Source organism: Photobacterium sp. GB-36 (assembly GCF_003026135.1).
Lineage (GTDB): Bacteria > Pseudomonadota > Gammaproteobacteria > Enterobacterales > Vibrionaceae > Photobacterium.
Window position 1 is genome coordinate 120,534 of record NZ_PYNY01000005.1, and the last position, 20,394, is coordinate 140,927.

Below are 20,394 nucleotides of genomic sequence, written 5' to 3' on the forward strand. Positions count from 1 at the left end.
AAATATTGAACTGGTACCTTAATTTATAAAGAAAGAGAAAAATAACCACTAATTTTTCTCTTTCTACTTCACATCTTACTGAATTTTATAAAAATCAAATCTAATTACGAGCGGTTACTCGCTTTGAGCTTTGCAACTTCTGTAACACACAATTTATTTTTACCACCCGTGCCGAGCTATCCCTTTTTCGTTATTCACTCTAACAATAAAGCCTCTATTCTGAACATAATTCCATTCGCGAATTTATGAAGTTAACGCATTTATTATTTTGTTACTTAAGGACAGAGAAATGAAAAAACAACAGGGTTTTACACTTATTGAATTGATGATCGTGGTGGCGGTTATCGGTGTGCTAGCCGCAATTGCTATTCCAAAATATCAAGATTATGTAGCTAAATCCGAATTAGGAGCAGGGCTTGCAACCATATCTTCTTTAAAAACAAATGTAGAAGCATACGTAGTTTCAGAAGGTACATTCCCTGACGGTACAACTTCAGGCGAAACTCCAGCAGATCTTGGTGCTATTAATCCTAATAATGGTTCAATTAGCTTTACTGGTTCCAAAATACTATTAACCTTTAATTCGTCAGGTAATAGCCCAGACGTTAACAATGCAAAAATCGCACTTGAAAGAAATGCCGGAACGTGGGTATGTAAAGCGACACCGACTGCAACCCAAATATTACCAAAATCTTGTACGACAGATGCTTCTTTATAAATGCAAACCAATCTCGCATCCATCTTAGCTCAAGCTAATTTAATTAGCCCAGAGCAAGAACAACAAGTGGTCGAGTTTGTGACGGCGGAAGGGATTAACGTCCCGACCGCCTTAACCCGTTTAGGTATATTAAGCGATATCGATTTAGCCGATAATCTCGCTAATTTATTTGGCCTACAAAAAGTCGATGTTCACCATTATGACTATGATGGTTGCTGTCAAAGCGTTTACCAACGTGAATTAGTCCTACGCCACCGAGCCCTACCATTAACCCAAGATGCTAATAGCCTATTTTTAGGTATCAGCGATCCAACTAATGTGGATGCGCAAGACGAATTTCGTTTTGCAGTCGGAAAAACCGTTGATTTTCTAGTTTTAGAAAACAAACAGTTAGAATCTGCCATTCGCCGTGTTTACGGCAGCGATATTGGTGAAACCAACCATAGCAAACAAGTCAGTGATGCTGATTTAGGTGAACTGGTTGATATCAGCGATGCTGAACTCGATGATGCTACCGATTTAAGCCAAGACAGCGCCCCTGTTACCCGTTATATCAACCAAGTGCTATTAGATGCAGTACGCCGTAAAGCCTCTGATATTCATTTTGAACCTTATGAACATAACTACCGGATTCGCTTTCGCTGTGATGGTATTTTGCATCAGCACTTAACTCCCCCAGCCAGTTTATCGCGACGTTTATCGACCCGTTTAAAGGTGATGTCGAAACTCAACATTGCCGAGCGCCGCCAGCCACAAGATGGACGAATAAAACTAAAGCTCTCTGATAACTTAGCCATTGATTTACGTGTTTCGACCCTACCGACGCTATGGGGTGAAAAAGTCGTACTACGGATATTAGATAGTTCCGCAGCGAATCTTAATATCGATATTTTAGGTTATAACGATAAACAAAAATCCGATTATTTAACCGCCCTTGAACGCCCGCAAGGAATGATATTAATCACCGGCCCTACCGGCAGCGGTAAAACCGTCTCGCTATATACTGGGCTCAATATTTTAAATACCGAAGAGCGCAATATTTCGACTGCCGAAGATCCAGTAGAAATTAACTTACCCGGTATTAACCAGGTACAAATTAATCAACAAGTCGGTTTAAGTTTTGCCGATGCCCTGCGTTCATTTTTGCGTCAAGATCCCGACATTGTAATGGTAGGGGAAATTCGTGATTTAGAAACCGCCTCCATTGCAGTAAAAGCCGCCCAGACCGGGCACTTGGTATTATCTACGCTACATACCAACTCTGCCGCTGAAACCATTACCCGTTTAACCAATATGGGAGTGGAAGATTTTAACCTCGCTTCATCACTGAGCTTAATCATCGCCCAGCGCCTTGCCCGTCGCTTATGTAAAAGCTGTAAACAGCCACATCCGCTTGATCCAATTACCTGTCAGCGATTAAACCTGCCGCAAAATTCCAGTGTGTATAAAGCTAATAACGCAGGGTGCGATGATTGCAATAAAGGCTACGCAGGCCGCGTTGGTATTTACGAAGTTATGGTATTTAGCCGCGAAATTGCCGAAGCCTTAATGACCAATGCCACTGCACTGCAATTAGAAGATATTGCCGCCCAACAAGGGATGAAACGACTTAAAGAATCCGGCATTGAAAAGCTAACTGACGGCATTACCAGCCTTGCCGAATTACAGCGGGTATTACAGTTATAACCTCCCCCAACTTTGTATTAATTGTTTGATAGAGAATTTCGCTTATGAGTACAGCAGCCACTAAAATTCGTTATTACAACTGGCGGGGAACCAACCAAGCAGGACGTAAAGTCTCTGGCACCACTTTAGGCTTTCAAGAACAAGAAGTGCGTCACCAACTGGTTGAACAAAAAATTGTCGTCAAAAAAATAAAGAAAACCTCACCCTCTTTTTTGACCAAAATGCGCGATCAAATGAAAGGGGAAGATGTCACTGCGGTAACTCGTCAACTTGCCACCATGATCGAATCTGGCGTGCCTGTAGTGCAAGCTCTACAACTAATGGCAAGCAGTTATAACAAAGCCGAAATGCGAGCTACCTTGCTCCAAATTACTACCCAAGTCGAATCTGGTGCTTCGCTTTCTAGTGCGATGCGATCAAGCTCGCCTCTATTTGATAAATTCTTCTGTGATTTGGTGGCAACTGGTGAACAAACCGGTCACCTAGGACAAGTCTTTGCGCGCATTGCTGTTTATCGTGAAAAAAATGAAGCGATGCGTAAGAAAGTTATCAAGGCGATGATTTATCCTGCCATGGTCACATTAACAGCTGTTCTTGTTACTGTATTAATGTTGGTATTTGTTATTCCGCAGTTTGCCCAGATTTTTTCTAGCTTTGGTGCTGAATTGCCGCTATTTACCCAGATAGTTGTTCATGCTTCAGATTTTCTCATCGCTTATGGCGTCTATCTTGGGGCTGGTGTTGGGACTGCGGTATTCCTATATCGTTATTTTTATAAAAAATCTGATGACTTTCGCTATAAAGCCAATAAATTTGCTTTAAAACTGCCGATCTTTGGCGATGTATTATTAAAAGCGACTATTGCCCGTTTTGCCCGCACCTTAGCTACTACTTTTATGGCGGGTATTCCACTACTATCGGGTATTCAATCAGCAGGCAGAACCTGTGGTAACTTATATATTGAAAAGGCCATTGAAGAAGTGTACGAAAGTACCGCTGGCGGTATGCCACTGTATTTAGCTCTACGTCAATCAGGGGTCTTTCCTGAACTCATGCTGCAAATGGTGATGATAGGTGAAGAATCAGGTTCACTCGATGACATGCTGAATAAAATGGCGCAAATCTATGAAGCCGATGTTGATAATACCGTTGATAACCTCGGACAAATTTTAGAGCCTTTCATTATTATTATTTTGGGTGGCTTAATTGGTGGCTTACTGGTTGCTATGTATATGCCAATCTTCACAATGATGAGTGTTATCGGTTAAGACTATTTTTAGCAGCCATCTGCAAGTTAATCGCATTATTCACTTCCCATAATCATCGGCTAGGAACACCTAGCCGTTTGCCTTACAATAACCGCCTAATTTTTAAGAGATCCTCACATGGCAGTACTTTCCTATTACCCTTGGTTATATCCCCTTTTTGCCGTTATTTTTGGTCTGTTAGTCGGCAGTTTTTTAAATGTGGTGATTTACCGCTTGCCGATCATGATGGAGCGTCAATGGCGTAAAGAGTGCCAAGAATGTTTTCCCGAAATAGATAACAAGCCAGACGATTCGGTCTTTAATTTAAGTGTGCCACGTTCTCGCTGCCCTCACTGCAATCACGCTATTAGCGCACTGGAAAATATTCCAGTGATCAGTTGGCTTGCTCTAGGCGGAAAATGCAAACAATGCAAAGCGCCTATTAGTAAACGCTATCCTGCAATTGAATTACTGACCGCAGCATTGAGCTTAACCGTATCACTGATGTTGCCACCAACATGGTGGGCAATCGCGGTGATCTTTTTCACCTTCGCGTTAATTGCGCTTACCTTTATCGATATCGATAAAATGCTATTGCCCGATCAAATTACCTTACCGCTAATGTGGGCGGGTATTTTACTCTCTGTAATGGGTATTAGCCCTGTATCTCTGACCGATTCGGTGATTGGTGCAATGGCAGGTTACTTATCGCTGTGGAGCGTATTCTGGGTCTTTAAGTTACTGACTAAAAAAGATGGCATGGGCTATGGTGACTTTAAATTACTCGCCGCATTAGGTGCATGGCTTGGCTGGCAGTTACTACCGTTTGTAGTGTTACTCTCATCTTTAGTCGGCGCGCTGTGCGGTATTGTGTTACTCAAAATGCAAGATGCGGATAATCAAACCCCGTTTTCATTCGGCCCTTACCTTGCGGTTGCGGGTTGGATTGCATTGTTATGGGGCGAGCCTATTGTGAATTGGTATGTTACTTCGTACTTAGGAATGTAGATAATGAGTATTGTCATTGGCCTAACAGGCGGAATTGGTAGCGGTAAAACCACGGTTGCTAACTTATTTGCTGATAACTACGGCATTGATATTATTGATGCAGATATTGTTGCACGTGAAGTCGTCGAGCCGAATACCGTCGGTTTGAACACTATTATCGAAAAACTTGGTGCTGATATTTTACTTGAAGATGGTACGTTAAATCGGGCAAAACTGCGTGAGGCTATTTTTAGTCAGCCTGAATTAAAGCAATGGTTAAATGAGCTACTTCACCCATTGATCCGTGAAAAGATGCTGCATGATATTAATCTAAGCAAGTCACCCTATTGTTTGTTAGTTGTGCCATTAATGGTTGAGAATAACCTACAAACCCTCACCAATCGTTTATTGGTTGTTGATGTCGATGAGCAAACCCAAATCGAACGAACGCAACAACGTGATAATGTCTCGATTGAGCAAATCAAAAATATCTTAGCGAGCCAAGCAACTCGCCAACAACGGTTAGATGCCGCAGATGATGTCATTACTAATTTTGGTGATAGTCCAGCATTAACATTACAAATCGCGCAACTTCACAGGCAATATCTCAAAATGGATCATGAGCTGTAGTAAAATGACGTCTTAACTATGATAATTCTTATTACGATCTTGGCTCCTGTTTGGTATTCCCTTTATGCAAGCTACGCAAATGACGCGCTATGAACACCCTTTGACAGAAAAAGTCCGTATTTATTTACGCCTTGATTATCTCTTGCAACAAATGCATCACAGCAGCAACCAAAATGATCCTTGGCAATATAAAATCTTCTTCCATGCCCTTTTTGATTTGCTTGAGATCTTAGACCAAGTACAAGTTAAAACCGATCTTGCCAAAGATATAGAGAAACAACGTCAGCAACTGATGAATTGGTTAAACATTGATGGTGTTGACGAGTATGCGCTGCAACAAATGATCGATTCGATGGAGCAAGCCCATAAAGCGTTAATTTCATCTCCTCGCCTAGGACAGAATCTACGAGAAGATCGTTTTCTTTCCAGTATAAAACAACGTTTCTCGATTCCAGGTGGTAGTTGTTGTTTTGATCTGCCGTCATTACATCACTGGCTGCACCTTAGCGATGAACACAAACAACAGGCAATGAAAAGCTGGTTACATGAGCTTTCAGAACTTAATGAAGCACTCAATCTCTGGTTGAAGTTAACCCGAGAAAGCGCACAATATAAAACCAATCATGCCCGTAATGGCTTCTTCCAGTATGACGCTGAAGATGCCTGTTTATTACGGCTAGAAATTTGCGCTAAAGATGGCGTTTATCCTATGATATCGGGACATCGTACTCGCTTTGCTATTCGTTTCTCTCCCTTTGTGGAAGGAGATCCTGTCGCAAGCGATATTGAATTTAAATTAGCCATTTGCTGAGGTTTTTGTGTCTCAATCAACAACCAATACCAATATTACTGTCGTAAAGTGTCCTACCTGTAAAACTGAAGTGGTTTGGGGTGAGCAGAGTCCATTTCGTCCTTTTTGCTGCAAACGCTGTCAATTGATCGATCTTGGCGAATGGGCGGAAGAAGAAAAATCTATTCCAGGCGCACCTGATCTATCAGATTCAGATGGCTGGTCTGACGATATGGGTTACTAACAGTATGGATAAAAAGCAAGTTTGGATTGCGGCAGGCATTATTTTAGATACAGAGAAAAAGCATATTTTCATTACCCGCCGTGCCGATAAAGCGCATCAAGGTGGCTTATGGGAGTTTGCTGGCGGAAAAGTAGAAACAGGTGAAACAGCAAAGCAAGCGGTTATCCGTGAACTGCAAGAAGAAGTCGGTATTCATGCCACTGACGTTGAACCTTTTATTAGCCTTGCTCATGATTATTCAGATAAATCATTAAAGTTTGATTTCTTTCTGATCCATCAATTTGATGGCGAAGCCTTTGGTAAAGAAGGTCAACCGGGGGAGTGGGTCGCTATCAATGCACTTGCTGATTACCCTTTCCCTGATGCTAATCAAGCTGTACTCGATAAAATACAGCAGTCTTTCGCTTAATAAATTAGCTGAAGATCCACTAGAATCTACATCATTAGCCTTGATTTTCAGCCAATAAAAAAGTCGCCCTAGAGCGACTTTTTTAGTATCTACAATAAGAACAATCTTAATTGATCTTACCGTGACATTGCTTGTACTTCTTACCAGAACCACAAGGACAAGGCTCATTACGACCTACTTTACGCTCTTCACGCTCGTAAGTACCTTGTTGAGCTTCAGGCTCTTCTGATGACTCATCAGTGATTTGGCTTTCTGCACTTTGATGCTGGAACTGTTGACGACGTGCTAGCATTTCTGCCATTTGACGACGCTCTTCTTCCATGCGATCAACTTCTTCCTGCTGCTGTACACGTACCTTACTTAAGATAGAAACAACATCACTCTTCAAGTTATCTAGCATTTCTTCAAACAGTTCAAACGATTCACGCTTGTATTCCTGCTTAGGGTTCTTCTGTGCATAACCACGTAAGTGAATACCTTGACGCAAGTGATCCATTGCCGCTAAGTGTTCTTTCCATAGCGTATCAAGGTTCTGTAACATCACTGTTTTCTCGAAGTTACGTAGCACTTCAGCACCAACAACTGATTCTTTCTCACGGTAAACTTCAAGCGCTTTTTCCACAATGCGCTCACGAAGTGCTTCTTCGTAAAGTTTATCTTCGGTATCAAGCCAGTGTTGAATTGGTAACTCAAGATCGTAATCATCTTTCAGGCGAGTTTCTAGCCCTTTGATATCCCACATTTCTTCAAGCGATTGTGGTGGAATATAGCTATCCATTAATGCATTTAGCACGTCTTCACGGTTGTGCTCAATCATTTCGCTGATATCTTCAGCATGCATTAATTCATCACGTAATTCGTAAACCACTTTACGCTGATCGTTAGCAACATCATCAAATTCAAGTAACTGCTTACGAATATCAAAGTTACGACCTTCAACTTTACGTTGCGCGTTCTCGATAGCCTTTGATACCCAAGGGTGCTCAATCGCTTCGCCTTGCTCCATACCTAACTTCTTCATCATGCCTGAAACACGATCTGAAGCGAAGATACGCATTAAGCCATCTTCCATAGATAAGTAGAAACGAGAAGAACCTGCATCCCCCTGACGACCCGCACGACCACGTAGCTGGTTATCGATACGACGAGATTCGTGACGCTCAGTACCAATGATGTGCAAGCCACCTGACGCTAAGACTGCATCATGTTTTTCTTGCCATTTGGTTTTGATCTTCGCGATTTGATCATCAGTTGGATTATCGAGTTTTTCAACATCAGTCTTCCACGAACCACCCAGCATGATATCGGTACCACGACCGGCCATGTTAGTTGCAATAGTTACCGCACCCGGCGCACCCGCTTCTGCGATAATATCCGCTTCTTTTTCGTGGAATTTTGCGTTTAGTACGTTATGTTTAATGCCTTCTTTCTTAAGCGCATTAGACAGTAACTCTGATTTTTCAATCGATACTGTACCCACCAAACAAGGCTGACCGTTTTGTACACGCTCTTTGATATCTTGGCTAATTGCAGCAAACTTTTCAGTTTCTGTCATGTAAACCAAGTCACCGTTATCGATACGCGCCATTGGACGGTTAGTAGGAAGTACAACCGTATCTAGACCGTAGATAGACTGGAATTCAAACGCTTCAGTATCAGCCGTACCTGTCATACCAGAAAGCTTATCGTATAAACGGAAGTAGTTCTGGAAAGTAATCGATGCTAACGTTTGGTTCTCGTTTTGGATCTTCACGCCTTCTTTCGCTTCAACGGCTTGGTGAAGACCTTCTGACCAGCGACGACCCGGCATGGTACGACCAGTGTGTTCATCAACGATGATCACTTCGTCATCTTGAACGATGTAATCAACGTCTTTTTCAAAGAGTACGTGTGCACGTAAACCCGCATTTACGTGGTGCAACAAGCTAATGTTTGCTGGAGAGTACAAGGTATCGTGCTCTGCCATTAAGCCATTTTTAATCAATAGCTCTTCAACAAACTCCTGACCATTTTCAGTTAAATAAGCTTGCTTCGATTTTTCATCGACTGTGTAGTGACCTTCACCACGGTACTCCTCACTATCTTCTTTATCTTGACGAACTAGTAAAGGAATTAATTCATTGATCTTAATGTACATTTCAGAGCTGTCTTCAGCAGGACCTGAAATGATAAGCGGAGTACGTGCTTCATCGATTAAGATGGAGTCAACTTCATCGACTACTGCGAAGAAACGTTCGCGTTGAACACGATCTTCTGGACGGAATGCCATATTATCGCGCAAGTAGTCAAAGCCAAATTCGTTATTTGTTCCATAAAGGACATCTGCGGCATACGCTTCTTTTTTTGCCGGTGGTGACATATTAGGAACATTTACACCTACAGTCATGCCGAGGAATTCAAATAACTCACGGTTAGTTTCGGCATCACGTGCTGCTAGGTAATCGTTCACGGTTACGATATGAACGCCTTTACCTGTTAAAGCATTTAAGTATGAAGGAAGAGTTGCTGTCAGAGTTTTACCTTCACCGGTACGCATTTCTGCAATTTTACAATCATTCAATACCATACCGCCAAGCAGCTGGACATCGAAGTGGCGCATACCGTAAATACGCTTGGATGCTTCACGAACGGTCGCGAAGGCTTCTGGTAGTAGTTGATCTAGCGTTTCACCTTGCTCTAAACGCTCACGAAATTCAGCTGTTTTTGCTTTCAGCTCATGATCTTGTAGGCTTTCAAATTGAGGCTCTAGCTTATTGATTTGATCAACAATTTTGCGCATACGACGCAGAGTGCGGTCGTTACGGCTACCGATAACTTTAGTCAGTAGTTTTGATAACATGGCGATGCCGTTTTCTCTTTGTTATATCAGCGTATCTATTGCTGAATCGCTTAATCTGGTTTCATTCTCTGGGGGACCGTAAGCAATCCCTGTCCCACTAGAATCGCCACAATGGTGACTAAGAGGATAATCCTGAAACTGTGTCATACTAATATTGCGTCATGAAAACCACTTTTCAAGGGGGGCTTCATCAATAACCATCACCAAATAAAACGAGATGGCAATTTAACGCTTAAATACAACGCTGGCAGTAACAACATTTGCAGGTACATCTTTCAAGATATATTAACCTATATGAGTGATATAATAAGTCATATTAGTGTCATCGCCTATGAGAAAAGCAGGCTTAACACTTTTTATATTCGCAAAATTAGGATCATATCCGCAATTTTTCAACTTTGAGCAACATCATTACTTAGGATCACAGACGATGAGAGATCACCGTCCCCAAACTACCGGGGATCTTTTAGAGCAAACTGGGCTTAATAATATTCAACAACGAGCTATCGCATTAAGCCAGTTAAATACCGCGGTAAAGCAGCATATCAATTGTGCTGAACATTGCCGTGTGAGTAATTATCGTCAAGGTATTTTAATTGTAGAAACCGAATCTGCAGCTTGGTCGATGCGTCTTAATTACGAACGCCACACTTTGATGATGAAGTTACGAGAAACGCTATTGCCTAAGTTGCAAGATATTGAAATAAAAGTGAACCCTTCTCTTGCTGCAGTACAGAAGCAGCAACAAGAAAAAATACCCGATATTATACAAAAGCCCATCACAGAAGTTGCTGCTCAGCACCTCTTAGCAACGGCCGCAACCGCGCCAGAAAAAGTAAAAAAACGCTTAGAACGCCTTGCTTTATTAGCACAAAAACAAAAACGTTAGTGTAAATAAAACCAGATACAAAAACGCCGAGCAACTGCTCGGCGTTTTTTAATTCTTTTCGCATTTGGTATTAAGCAAGAACCATTCCTGGTTGAGCAAAAGTAACCGGTACCTGCTGCTCATCTTCAAAAGTGGACCATTCATAGGCTTCTTGATCAGCAAGTACTGCACGTAATAACTGGTTGTTTAATGCATGTCCTGATTTATAAGCACGCATTTCACCAATAATGTTATGACCACACATGTAGAGATCACCAATGGCATCCAATACTTTATGAGTCACTAACTCATTGTCAAAACGCAAACCATCATCATTAAGAATACGATAATCATCCAGTACAATAGCGTTATCGAAACTACCACCTAAACATAAGTTTTGTGATTGTAAGTATTCGATATCACGCATGAAACCAAAGGTTCGAGCGCGACTGATATTTTTAACAAAAGACTTACTTGAAAAATCTAACACTAGACGCTGCTGATCTGATTCAATCGCAGGGTGGTTAAACTCGATAGCAAAATCCAGACGGAAACCGTTATAAGGAACGAGCTCCGCCCATTTGTCGCCATCTTCAATGCGAACAGGTTTTTTGATACGTAAAAAACGCTTAGGCGCATTCAACGTTTCAATGCCTGCAGATTGAAGCAGGTAGATAAATGGGCTCGCGCTACCATCCATAATAGGAATTTCAGGTGCGTTAACTTCGATAATCACGTTATCGATACCCATACCTGCTAGTGCTGCATTCAAGTGCTCAACCGTTGAAATACGCACGCCCTCTTCATTTACAAGAGCTGTACATAACATGGTATCACGCACAGAATCTGCATTTGCAGGAAAATCCACAGGAGGATTTAAATCTGTACGACGATAAATCACGCCTGTATTAGCGGCTGCAGGACGCAGAATAAGCGTCACTTTACGTCCAGAGTGGAGACCCACACCAGTCGTTTGCACAATGCTTTTAAGTGTACGTTGTCTGATCATCTGCTCATATCTCAACTGTTAAACAAACTTTTGTCACAAGCAACAAGGCTAAATAACACCCATTATCAGGCACAATTACGCGAAATGGGCATAAATAATACCATAAGCTACTAAATATCCAAAATAATTTGACATAGGCTAAGTGAGTGCCTTTAAACCAATCGTTAAAGGCACTAATAAGTTACTGATTATGTTGCGATAAAACCAAATATTTCAATACCGATATATTTAGTCTCATTGAGTTTTTATATACTCAATCAGCATCACCTATTAACTATAGATATTAGTCAGCTTGTTTACGCAAAAATGCAGGAATATCTAAGTAATCATGATCAGCTTGTGGCTTAGCTGCCGTCGCTTGACCATCATTATTAGTTACTGTTTTTTCTTCAGCAACAACTGTTTTTTCTTGTGCTACTGTCGCTTGAACAGGCTTAGATGAAGTCACTAGCGTAATATCCGCTTTCACTTCTTTACCAATACCTGTAGCAACAACTGTTACACGCAGTTCATCAGTCATATCTGGGTCTAAAGATGTACCGATAACAACAGTTGCGTTATCAGAAGCGAATGCTTTCACTGTGTTACCCACAGTTTCGAATTCGTCTAGACGCATGTCCATACCGGCAGTGATGTTAACAAGGACACCACGTGCACCCGCTAGATCGATATCTTCAAGTAGTGGACTAGAAATTGCCATTTCAGCCGCTTCTTCAGCACGGTCGTCGCCAGAAGCAACACCGCTACCCATCATCGCATGACCCATTTCAGACATTACTGTACGTACGTCAGCAAAGTCGACGTTGATCATACCAGGGCGTGTGATTAGCTCAGCAATACCTTGAACAGCGTTCTTAAGAACGTCGTTTGCTTTAGCAAAAGCGTCAAGCAATGTGATTCCACGACCAAGTACTTTTAGTAGCTTTTCGTTTGGAATCGTAATCAATGAATCAACATGCTTAGAAAGCTCATCGATACCTTGCTCAGCAAAAGCCATACGCTTCTTACCTTCGAAGCTAAATGGTTTAGTCACCACCGCAACAGTAAGAATACCTAGCTCTTTTGCCACTTCAGCAATGATTGGAGCAGCACCTGTACCAGTACCACCACCCATACCAGCAGCAATGAAGATCATATCAGAGCCTTCTAGCTCTTTTTTGATTGCTTCACGGTCTTCTAGTGCAGAATCACGACCTACTTGTGGGTTAGCACCCGCACCCAAACCTTTAGTGATATCACCACCGATTTGAATAACTGTACTTACGCTTGTTTTACGTAGTGCTTGTGCATCAGTGTTAACACTAATGAACTGCACGCCTTCGATAGATTCACGTACCATGTGATCGACAGCATTACCGCCGCCGCCGCCAACGCCAATGACCTTAATTACCGCTTCATCAGACATTTCCATCATCGGTTCAAACATGTGTTCTCTCCGTTATCCTGTTCGCATCAGGTTTAAAATTCTTTTTTTAACCAACCACTAATTCGTGAAAATAAACCAGTAACTGAACGTTTCGGTTCTAATTCATTTTCATCAAATGATTGACTGTCCTTTCCGTAATGCAGTAAGCCTACTGCAGTTGCATAAGTTGGGGCCTGAACATAGTCAGTTAAACCACTTAACTCTAAAGGTTGGCCAATACGCACTTGGTGACGGAACACCCGTTCTGCACATTCTGTCAAACCTTCCATTTGTGCAGCGCCCCCGGTTAGGACGATGCCCGCAGCTAAGTGGTGTTTAACACCCGCTTCACGCAACTGTTCTTGTACTGTTAACAGCTTTTGATTAACCAGCCCCAGCAATTCGCTGTAACGAGGCTCTATCACTTCTGCTAGTGTTTGGCTTTGTAAGCTACGAGATGGTCGACCTCCAACACTTGGGACATCAACCTTAGCATCTTTACTCACCAATTCACTCAGCGCACAGCCGTATTTCACTTTAATATCTTCAGCGTCACCCGGCGGTGTACCAAATGCATAAGCAATATCACTGGTTACTACATTACCCGCATACGGAATTACTGCCGCATGTCGTAATGCACCACCAGACCAAATAGCAAGATCCATCGTACCGCCGCCGATATCGACAACACATACGCCGAGCTCTCGCTCATCCGGTGTCAGTACAGCATAGCTTGATGCTAATCCTGAAAAAATCAGATGATCAACTTTCAAGTCACAACGCTCTACTGCTTTAACGATGTTTTTCGCCATGTCATTGTGACACGTGATCAAATGAACACTGGCTTCCATACGAACTCCTGATAAACCAACAGGGTTTTTAATCCCCTCTTGATAATCAATAGCAAACTCCTGAGGAATTACATGTAAAGTTCGTTGTTCATCGCTTAATTTTACTGACTTCGCCGTATGAATAACATTATCGACGTCGTCTTGTGTCACTTCTTTTTCAGAAATTGGCACCATGCCTTTTTCTGTTTGGCAACTAATATGTTTACCTGATAACGACAAGTACACGGAACTGATTTGGCATTCAGCCATTAATTCAGCTTTATCAACGGCTCGTTGTACTGATTTAACAACAGATTCAAGGTCATTGACCCCGCCTTTGTCCATTCCGCGTGACGGACTGCTTCCCATTCCGATAACATTCACCGTGTTATCGGGCAGCACTTCCCCAACCAAAGCCGTAACTTCGGATGTGCCGATATCAAGACCAACGATAAGTTTTTGATCTGCAGCCTTAGTCATTAACACACGCTCTTATTTGGTATCCGATACATGAGCATCATGTTCCGGTATTGTTTTCCAACCCACAGCTGCGCCAGTATCATAACGCAAATCCACATATTTTATCGGTTTATTCAGTTTTACTAATTCTGGATAAATTTCGATAAAACGCTTAAGACGCTCCATTCGAGCCTCTCGGCCCAAGTCAAGCGTAATGCCATTGGCTAATAAGATTCGCCAAGCTCGACGTTCATTTAATGATAACGACGCGATACTTAAGCCAGCGTTCTTCAGTAAGGGACGCATTTCTCGCAATGCAGCTAATACTTCTTCACTGCTAGCCTCAGGGCCAGAGAGGTTAGTAAGGTTTAAATCTGCAACTTGCTCAGCAGGCGCTTTAAATACTTGGCCCTCTTTATTAACCAAATATTTATGATCCCATTGCGCTACTGGTTGGTTTTCTACAATGAAAACTTTGATCGTATCAGGCCATTGTTTTCGTACTGCAGCATGAGCAACCCACGGCAGTGCCTCTACATGAGCCTGAATAGTATTAACATCTTGGGTCATGAAAGTACCAAGATGATCAATTGTTAATATCGTCTGGCGTACATTGTCTTTGGTTAGATAATGCAATTGTCCTTGAATCACTAATTGTGACAAGGGCAGTCGGTTAGTATCTGTCATCCAGCTTTTTGTTGCACTGAATAACCAAACCGTAAAACCAATGACAAAGAGGAAAAACGCCAATCCACCCCAGCGCGACCACTTTTTTGGCGATGGGTGTATATACTCTTGGTCTACGACTTCTTCAGTCATTGTTTACTCTTCGCTTTACTCATTCAGCTTCACCTTACCATATAGGTATAAATTAGCTGACAGCTATCTCAGATGTTATAAGCAAAGTTAAACGATTATACCGAGCAACTCGACCCACTCCAACACTCATGAGGCGTTTTATGTACACAACCTGAGAATAATTTTGTATATATCTACCAAAATATCGAAAAAAACAAAATAACTGGCTATTGTCTACACAATCTATAGCCAGCTATTATCATTTTCGACGTATACATGTTGCCATATACTAATTTATACGTCTTTTTTCATCGTCTCGATATTCAACTTCATTTCTGCTAGCTGACGCGCTATTTTGCCGACATCACCTGCACCTTGTGTCAAAACTAAATCATCATTTTGAATAATATTTGCAAGAATGGCTGGCAACTCTTCGGCTTCAGGTACGAAAATAGGATCAATTTTGCCACGAGAGCGAATAGTACGACATAACGCTCGACCATCAGCTCCAGCAATAGGTGCTTCACCAGCAGAATAAACATCAAGCATCACTAATACATCCACTTGATCGAGGACGTTTGCAAAATCATCATAGAGATCACGAGTTCGACTATAACGGTGAGGCTGGAAAATCATCACTAAGCGTTTATCCGCCCACCCAGCACGTGCAGCTTGAATCGTTACATCCACTTCGCTTGGGTGATGACCATAATCATCCACCAGCATTACGTTACCATTGCCCGTTTCAAACTCCCCTAAATGATCAAAACGTCGACCCGTCCCCTCAAACTCAATTAACGCGCGCATGATAGCATCATCATCAACGCCTTCTTCTGTAGCAACAGCAATCGCTGCCGTTGCATTTAAAGCATTATGCTTACCGGGCATATTCAGGGTGATATTAAGCGCTGGTTTATCTTTGCGTAATACAGTGAAATGACCTTGCTGTCCTGTTTGCGTATAATTTGTAATGCGAACACCTGCGTCTTCTGCAAAACCATAAGTTAGCATTGGACGACCCACACGCGGCAGTAATTCACGTACCACAGGATCATCAATACACATTACCGCCAACCCGTAAAATGGTAGGTTATGTAGGAAATCAATGAAGGTTTGCTTTAATACTTCAAAATCGCCGCCATAAGTATCCATATGATCAGCTTCAATGTTAGTGACCACACACACCATAGGTTGAAGATGCAAGAAAGAGGCATCACTTTCATCTGCTTCTGCGATTAAATAACGACTGCAACCTAAACGTGCATTAGTACCTGCACTTTTTACTAAGCCACCATTAACAAACGTTGGATCTAAGCCAGCTTCAGAATAAATCTGTGTCGTTAATGCTGTCGTTGTTGTCTTACCGTGCGTACCAGCAATAGCGATACCATGACGATAGCGCATTAGTTCTGCTAACATTTCAGCACGGCGTACAACAGGAATTCGCAATTCAGTCGCCGCCATCAGCTCAGGGTTTTCTTTGCTAATTGCCGTAGAAGCAACAACAACGCTAGCACCTTGAATATTTTCAGCTGAATGACCAAAAAAGATCTCTGCACCTTTCGCTGTCAAACGGTTTGTTACAGCATTCGGCGCAATGTCAGAACCACTAATACGGTAGCCTTCGTTTACAAGTACTTCAGCAATACCGCTCATACCTGCACCACCAATGCCAACAAAGTGAATTCGCTCAACACGGCGCATCTCTGGCACCATTGTACGAATTTTTGCTAATTGCTGGTTATCCAGTTTATTCATCACTTTGTTCCCGTATTAATTTTTTACTAGTGATTTAATCACGTTAGCTACTCGTTCATCGGCATCGATAATAGCAGCTTCTCGTGCAGCACACGCCATTGTTTCAAGCGTATGACGATCTAATTGTTGAATTTCATTCGCTAAACTTGACGCCGTCAAATCCATTTGCTCAATCATTTTTGCAGCGCCACATTGCACCAAATGATCGGCATTGAGTGCTTGTTGACGATCTTTGTGCATAAATGGAATAAAGATGGCACCAACACCGGCAGCAGACAATTCAGAAACTGTTAGCGCCCCAGAGCGACAAACCACTAAATCAGCCCAACTATAAGCGGCAGCAACATCATCAATAAACTCAGTAACTTTGTGAGGTGTGGTGGTTTGTTCGTTATAAGCTTGTTCTGTTGATTGCTGGCTACCTTTACCTGCTTGGTGCCAAATGGTAACGCTATCGCCTAACACCTTTGCCACTTCAGGCATGGTTTGGTTCAAAATACGTGCACCCTGACTGCCGCCCATCACCAAAATACGAATCGGCCCTGTACGCTCTGAAAATCGTTCTGCAGGAGCTGGTAGAACTGTCACATCATGGCGAACAGGATTGCCCACAACGTCTTTATTTGGAAATGCGCCAGGAAAGGCTTGTAGTACTTTAGCGGCAATTTTTGACAGCCACTGATTCGTTAAACCTGCTACGGCATTTTGCTCATGCAATACAACAGGAACACCTGATAACCAAGCCGCAACACCGCCAGGACCGCTAACATAACCTCCCATGCCAAGTACAACATCAGGCTGCCATGCTTTAATATATTTACGGGCTTGTAAAATAGCCCCCACAATCTTAAATGGTGCAGTCAGTAAACGCAGTACACCTTGACCACGTAACCCTTTCACTTTGATGAAATCGATTTCAATGCCATGCTTAGGCACTAAATCGGCTTCCATACGATCTGCGGTACCTAACCAGCGGATCTCCCACCCCTGTTGTTGCAATTTTTGTGCAACAGCAAGACCAGGAAAAACATGACCGCCAGTACCACCCGCCATTACTAATAAACGTTTATTCTTTGCCATGAGCGTCTTTTTTATCATTATTTAATTGAGTAGGCTCACTAAGTAAAGCCTCAGGATCGATAGCAACTTGCTGCACCGCTCCGTCCATATTATCAAGCGCTTCATCATCAATTTCAGCCGGCTCTGCTGACTCAAATTTCTCCGCGACGCGCTGCTCAAAATCAATACGAATCAGAATGGCAACCGCAGCTGCCATAATAAATAAACTGGAACCACCGTAACTGATAAGTGGTAGCGTTAGACCTTTAGTTGGAACAATACCTGCAGCAGCACCAACGTTAACAAGGGTTTGGAATGCAAACCAAAAGCCAAAGCCAAATGCCAGAAATCCACCAAACAGCAAACCACTTTCAAGACATTTACGACCAATCATTAAGGCCTTGTAAACCAGCGCAAACAGTAAACACAGTACAACAATAACGCCAGCTAAGCCTAACTCTTCAGCTAATACCGCAAATACAAAGTCTGTGTGCGCTTCAGGAAGATAAGCCAACTTTTGAATTGAATTACCTAAGCCTTGTCCAAACCATTCACCACGACCAAATGCCATTAATGACTGAGTGAGCTGATAACCACTACCGTAAGGATCTTGCCATGGGTTAAGAAATGACGTTACGCGGCGCATACGATAGGGTTCTAAAACGATCAGAAAGGCAATACCCACAAGAGCGGTACCTAGCATCATCAAAAATTGCCAAAGTTTTGCACCAGCGATAAATAGCATACCGATAGTGGTAACGAACATTACTACCGATGAACCTAAATCGGGCTGCATCAGCAATAGCACACAAAGAATCCCCAAGACGGCAAGCGGTTTTAAGAAGCCAATGAAGCTACCGCGCACTTGGTTATATTGTCTGACGAGGTAACCGGCAAGAAATATGAATAAAGAGAGCTTGGCAACCTCGGCAGGCTGAAGGTTAAATATGCCTAATGGGATCCAACGTGCAGCACCATTAACTGAACGACCAATGATTAACACAACGGCGAGTAAAATTATGGATACCAACAACATAGGGAAACTATATTGCTTCCATTTAGCTAATGGTATTTGCAATACAATGGCAGCAATAAAAATTGCACCACAAAGAAAAAACGCATGACGATAGGCAAAATAAAATGGAATACCTGTAAGGCGTGTCGCAACAGGAATAGAAGCCGATGTCACCATCACCAGGCCTGTGATCATCAATGCAATAGCGATCCAAACCAATTGGCGGTCATACAAACAGGGCTTACTAGGCTTAATAAACCAGCCCCCCACAGCGGCAAATCCATTACGGATCATTTTTAACATCAAATATTTCCTGAAACCGAATCTTGTAACTGAATCGCTTGTTCAACAAAAGCATCACCACGTGCCATGAAGTTGGCAAATTGATCCCAACTAGCACAAGCAGGCGATAATAAAACCATATCTCCAGATTGAACGGTGCGGCTAATACAGACCATAGCTTCACTCATGGTTTCAACACTGATGACGTTATCAACAACATCGTTAAATAAGTGTCGATCACGACCAAAGCTATACAACTGTACGTTTAAGTCAGCTAAAACCGGTTTTAGTTCACTGAACTCGGCTCCTTTACTATCGCCGCCCATCAATAGATGCAATTTGCCCTCAAGTTGCAAACCATTCAGCGCAGCTAACGTGCTTGCAAGGTTCGTGGCTTTTGAATCATTAACCCATCGAACACCATGACGATTAACCGCAAGTTGGCAACGATGCGCAAGGCCGGTATAACGTTGCATTGCACGACATGCTGCATCACGCGGGATCCCTGCTGCATCAGCAAGTGCAAGTGCTGCTAAACAGTTGGCAACATTGTGGCGGCCAACTAAAGCAATATCAGCCACAGCCATTACAGCTTCACCGTTCACCGCTAGCCACTCTTTGCCATTCACTAAGACAATGCCATAATCTTGATCATCAAAACCAAAGCTTGTCATTGCACCACTAAATTGAGTCGGTTTGGTTGCTAAATCATCACGATTGAAAACAGCCAGCTTTGCGTGATCAAAAATACGCATCTTTGCTTGGCTATATTGTGCTAAACCGCCAGGGTAGCGATCCATGTGATCTTCTGAAAGATTTAAGTAAACAGCGGCTGTTAACTCAAGAGAAGTCGTCGTTTCTAACTGGAAGCTCGAAAGCTCTAATACATAAAGTGCATGTTGTTGCGCCAGCATATCAAGGGCTGCAAAGCCAATATTACCGCCAACACCGACATCAATACCGGCTTCTTTCGCCATTTCACCGACTAAGCTCGTTACGGTACTCTTACCATTTGAGCCAGTAATTGCCACAACAGGTTTATCAACTTCACGCGCAAACAGCTCAATGTCACCAACAATTTCAACACCCGCTTCTGCTGCAACGACAAGCTCTGGCGTTGCTAGTGCAATACCAGGGCTTGTAACGATCAAATCCGCAGACAATAACCATTCACTATTCCATTGACCGCTACATAGCTCAACAGAATCTGGCAATTGATCTTGGCCGGGCGGATTGTCACGAGTATCAATGACTTTAATGGTCAGTGACTGTGGTAGACGCATTAAATGATTGACAACAGATAACCCTGTCATACCTAGACCGATAACAACGATCGTATTCACACCAGCCAAGCCTTTCAT

General features: G+C 42.5%; 18 protein-coding genes. 9 read left to right on the forward strand and 9 right to left on the reverse strand.

All coding sequences use genetic code 11. The annotated features are described in order from the left end of the window. Positions 1-289 precede the first annotated feature (289 nt). The 8 genes from C9J46_RS06840 (at position 290) to mutT (ending at position 6,711) form a co-directional block, all read left to right on the forward strand. Positions 290-718, forward strand: coding sequence for a pilin (locus C9J46_RS06840; protein ID WP_107290688.1), 429 nt, complete (start codon positions 290-292; stop codon positions 716-718). After that, a complete protein-coding gene (gene pilB / locus C9J46_RS06845) occupies positions 719-2,404 on the forward strand; it encodes a type IV-A pilus assembly ATPase PilB (protein ID WP_107290689.1) in 1,686 nt (561 codons plus the stop codon). Positions 2,405-2,448: 44 nt separating this feature from the next. Continuing rightward, entirely contained in the window at positions 2,449-3,672 is a 1,224-nt protein-coding gene (locus C9J46_RS06850; RefSeq protein ID WP_107290690.1) for a type II secretion system F family protein, read from the forward strand. Positions 3,673-3,789: 117 nt separating this feature from the next. Next, complete coding sequence (locus C9J46_RS06855; RefSeq protein ID WP_107290691.1) at positions 3,790-4,659, forward strand: A24 family peptidase; 870 nt, start codon at positions 3,790-3,792, stop codon at positions 4,657-4,659. Positions 4,660-4,662: 3 nt separating this feature from the next. After that, complete coding sequence (coaE, locus tag C9J46_RS06860; protein WP_107290692.1) at positions 4,663-5,268, forward strand: dephospho-CoA kinase; 606 nt, start codon at positions 4,663-4,665, stop codon at positions 5,266-5,268. Positions 5,269-5,332: 64 nt separating this feature from the next. After that, the gene (zapD, locus tag C9J46_RS06865; protein ID WP_370444982.1) at positions 5,333-6,079 is read left to right on the forward strand and encodes a cell division protein ZapD; all 747 of its coding nucleotides are present in this window, start codon (positions 5,333-5,335) and stop codon (positions 6,077-6,079) included. A gap of 7 nt (positions 6,080-6,086) precedes the next feature. Next, positions 6,087-6,302: a DNA gyrase inhibitor YacG gene (gene yacG / locus C9J46_RS06870; protein ID WP_107206559.1), complete on the forward strand. Its 216-nt coding sequence runs from the start codon at positions 6,087-6,089 to the stop codon at positions 6,300-6,302. Positions 6,303-6,306: 4 nt separating this feature from the next. Further along, a complete protein-coding gene (gene mutT, locus C9J46_RS06875) occupies positions 6,307-6,711 on the forward strand; it encodes an 8-oxo-dGTP diphosphatase MutT (protein WP_107246333.1) in 405 nt (134 codons plus the stop codon). A 106-nt stretch (positions 6,712-6,817) separates the two neighbouring features. Here mutT and secA read toward each other — a convergent pair whose 3' ends face one another. Next, entirely contained in the window at positions 6,818-9,550 is a 2,733-nt protein-coding gene (gene secA, locus C9J46_RS06880; protein WP_107206557.1) for a preprotein translocase subunit SecA, read from the reverse strand. Positions 9,551-9,980: 430 nt separating this feature from the next. Between secA and C9J46_RS06885 the strand changes: the two genes are divergently transcribed. Continuing rightward, the gene (locus C9J46_RS06885) at positions 9,981-10,439 is read left to right on the forward strand and encodes a DUF721 domain-containing protein (protein WP_199188055.1); all 459 of its coding nucleotides are present in this window, start codon (positions 9,981-9,983) and stop codon (positions 10,437-10,439) included. A gap of 70 nt (positions 10,440-10,509) precedes the next feature. Here the strand turns inward: C9J46_RS06885 and lpxC are convergent, their stop codons facing one another. The 8 genes from lpxC to murD form a co-directional block, all read right to left on the reverse strand. Continuing rightward, on the reverse strand, positions 10,510-11,427 hold the full coding sequence (lpxC, locus tag C9J46_RS06890) for a UDP-3-O-acyl-N-acetylglucosamine deacetylase (protein WP_005371241.1): 918 nt from the start codon (positions 11,425-11,427) through the stop codon (positions 10,510-10,512). A 283-nt stretch (positions 11,428-11,710) separates the two neighbouring features. Next, on the reverse strand, positions 11,711-12,853 hold the full coding sequence (gene ftsZ, locus C9J46_RS06895) for a cell division protein FtsZ (RefSeq protein WP_005371240.1): 1,143 nt from the start codon (positions 12,851-12,853) through the stop codon (positions 11,711-11,713). A 32-nt stretch (positions 12,854-12,885) separates the two neighbouring features. Then, on the reverse strand, positions 12,886-14,142 hold the full coding sequence (gene ftsA / locus C9J46_RS06900; RefSeq protein ID WP_005371239.1) for a cell division protein FtsA: 1,257 nt from the start codon (positions 14,140-14,142) through the stop codon (positions 12,886-12,888). Between the two features lie 12 nt (positions 14,143-14,154). Further along, positions 14,155-14,940 (reverse strand): cell division protein FtsQ/DivIB, encoded by a 786-nt coding sequence (locus tag C9J46_RS06905; protein WP_107206555.1) that lies wholly within the window; start codon positions 14,938-14,940, stop codon positions 14,155-14,157. A gap of 273 nt (positions 14,941-15,213) precedes the next feature. Continuing rightward, on the reverse strand, positions 15,214-16,677 hold the full coding sequence (gene murC / locus C9J46_RS06910; protein WP_107246330.1) for a UDP-N-acetylmuramate--L-alanine ligase: 1,464 nt from the start codon (positions 16,675-16,677) through the stop codon (positions 15,214-15,216). Positions 16,678-16,692: 15 nt separating this feature from the next. Continuing rightward, complete coding sequence (gene murG, locus C9J46_RS06915; RefSeq protein WP_107206553.1) at positions 16,693-17,757, reverse strand: undecaprenyldiphospho-muramoylpentapeptide beta-N-acetylglucosaminyltransferase; 1,065 nt, start codon at positions 17,755-17,757, stop codon at positions 16,693-16,695. Next, positions 17,744-19,054, reverse strand: a complete 1,311-nt coding sequence (gene ftsW, locus C9J46_RS06920; protein ID WP_107206552.1) for a cell division protein FtsW — start codon at positions 19,052-19,054, stop codon at positions 17,744-17,746. Before ftsW ends, murG begins: the two co-directional genes overlap by 14 nt. Next, positions 19,054-20,394 carry a UDP-N-acetylmuramoyl-L-alanine--D-glutamate ligase gene (gene murD / locus C9J46_RS06925; protein WP_107290693.1) on the reverse strand — a complete coding sequence of 447 codons (1,341 nt, stop codon included), beginning with the start codon at positions 20,392-20,394 and terminating at the stop codon, positions 19,054-19,056. The genes ftsW and murD overlap by 1 nt, the downstream gene beginning before the upstream one ends.

Coding starts and splice junctions, on each gene's coding strand:
- lpxC (WP_005371241.1), bottom strand. CDS start 11,427: ATGATCAGACAACGTACACTTAAAAGCATTGTGCAAACGACTGGTGTG.
- C9J46_RS06905 (WP_107206555.1), bottom strand. CDS start 14,940: ATGACTGAAGAAGTCGTAGACCAAGAGTATATACACCCATCGCCAAAA.
- ftsW (WP_107206552.1), bottom strand. CDS start 19,054: ATGTTAAAAATGATCCGTAATGGATTTGCCGCTGTGGGGGGCTGGTTT.
- mutT (WP_107246333.1), top strand. CDS start 6,307: ATGGATAAAAAGCAAGTTTGGATTGCGGCAGGCATTATTTTAGATACA.
- C9J46_RS06840 (WP_107290688.1), top strand. CDS start 290: ATGAAAAAACAACAGGGTTTTACACTTATTGAATTGATGATCGTGGTG.
- C9J46_RS06885 (WP_199188055.1), top strand. CDS start 9,981: ATGAGAGATCACCGTCCCCAAACTACCGGGGATCTTTTAGAGCAAACT.
- zapD (WP_370444982.1), top strand. CDS start 5,333: ATGCAAGCTACGCAAATGACGCGCTATGAACACCCTTTGACAGAAAAA.
- murC (WP_107246330.1), bottom strand. CDS start 16,677: ATGAATAAACTGGATAACCAGCAATTAGCAAAAATTCGTACAATGGTG.
- murD (WP_107290693.1), bottom strand. CDS start 20,394: ATGAAAGGCTTGGCTGGTGTGAATACGATCGTTGTTATCGGTCTAGGT.
- C9J46_RS06855 (WP_107290691.1), top strand. CDS start 3,790: ATGGCAGTACTTTCCTATTACCCTTGGTTATATCCCCTTTTTGCCGTT.
- ftsZ (WP_005371240.1), bottom strand. CDS start 12,853: ATGTTTGAACCGATGATGGAAATGTCTGATGAAGCGGTAATTAAGGTC.
- secA (WP_107206557.1), bottom strand. CDS start 9,550: ATGTTATCAAAACTACTGACTAAAGTTATCGGTAGCCGTAACGACCGC.
- C9J46_RS06850 (WP_107290690.1), top strand. CDS start 2,449: ATGAGTACAGCAGCCACTAAAATTCGTTATTACAACTGGCGGGGAACC.
- coaE (WP_107290692.1), top strand. CDS start 4,663: ATGAGTATTGTCATTGGCCTAACAGGCGGAATTGGTAGCGGTAAAACC.
- pilB (WP_107290689.1), top strand. CDS start 719: ATGCAAACCAATCTCGCATCCATCTTAGCTCAAGCTAATTTAATTAGC.
- murG (WP_107206553.1), bottom strand. CDS start 17,757: ATGGCAAAGAATAAACGTTTATTAGTAATGGCGGGTGGTACTGGCGGT.
- ftsA (WP_005371239.1), bottom strand. CDS start 14,142: ATGACTAAGGCTGCAGATCAAAAACTTATCGTTGGTCTTGATATCGGC.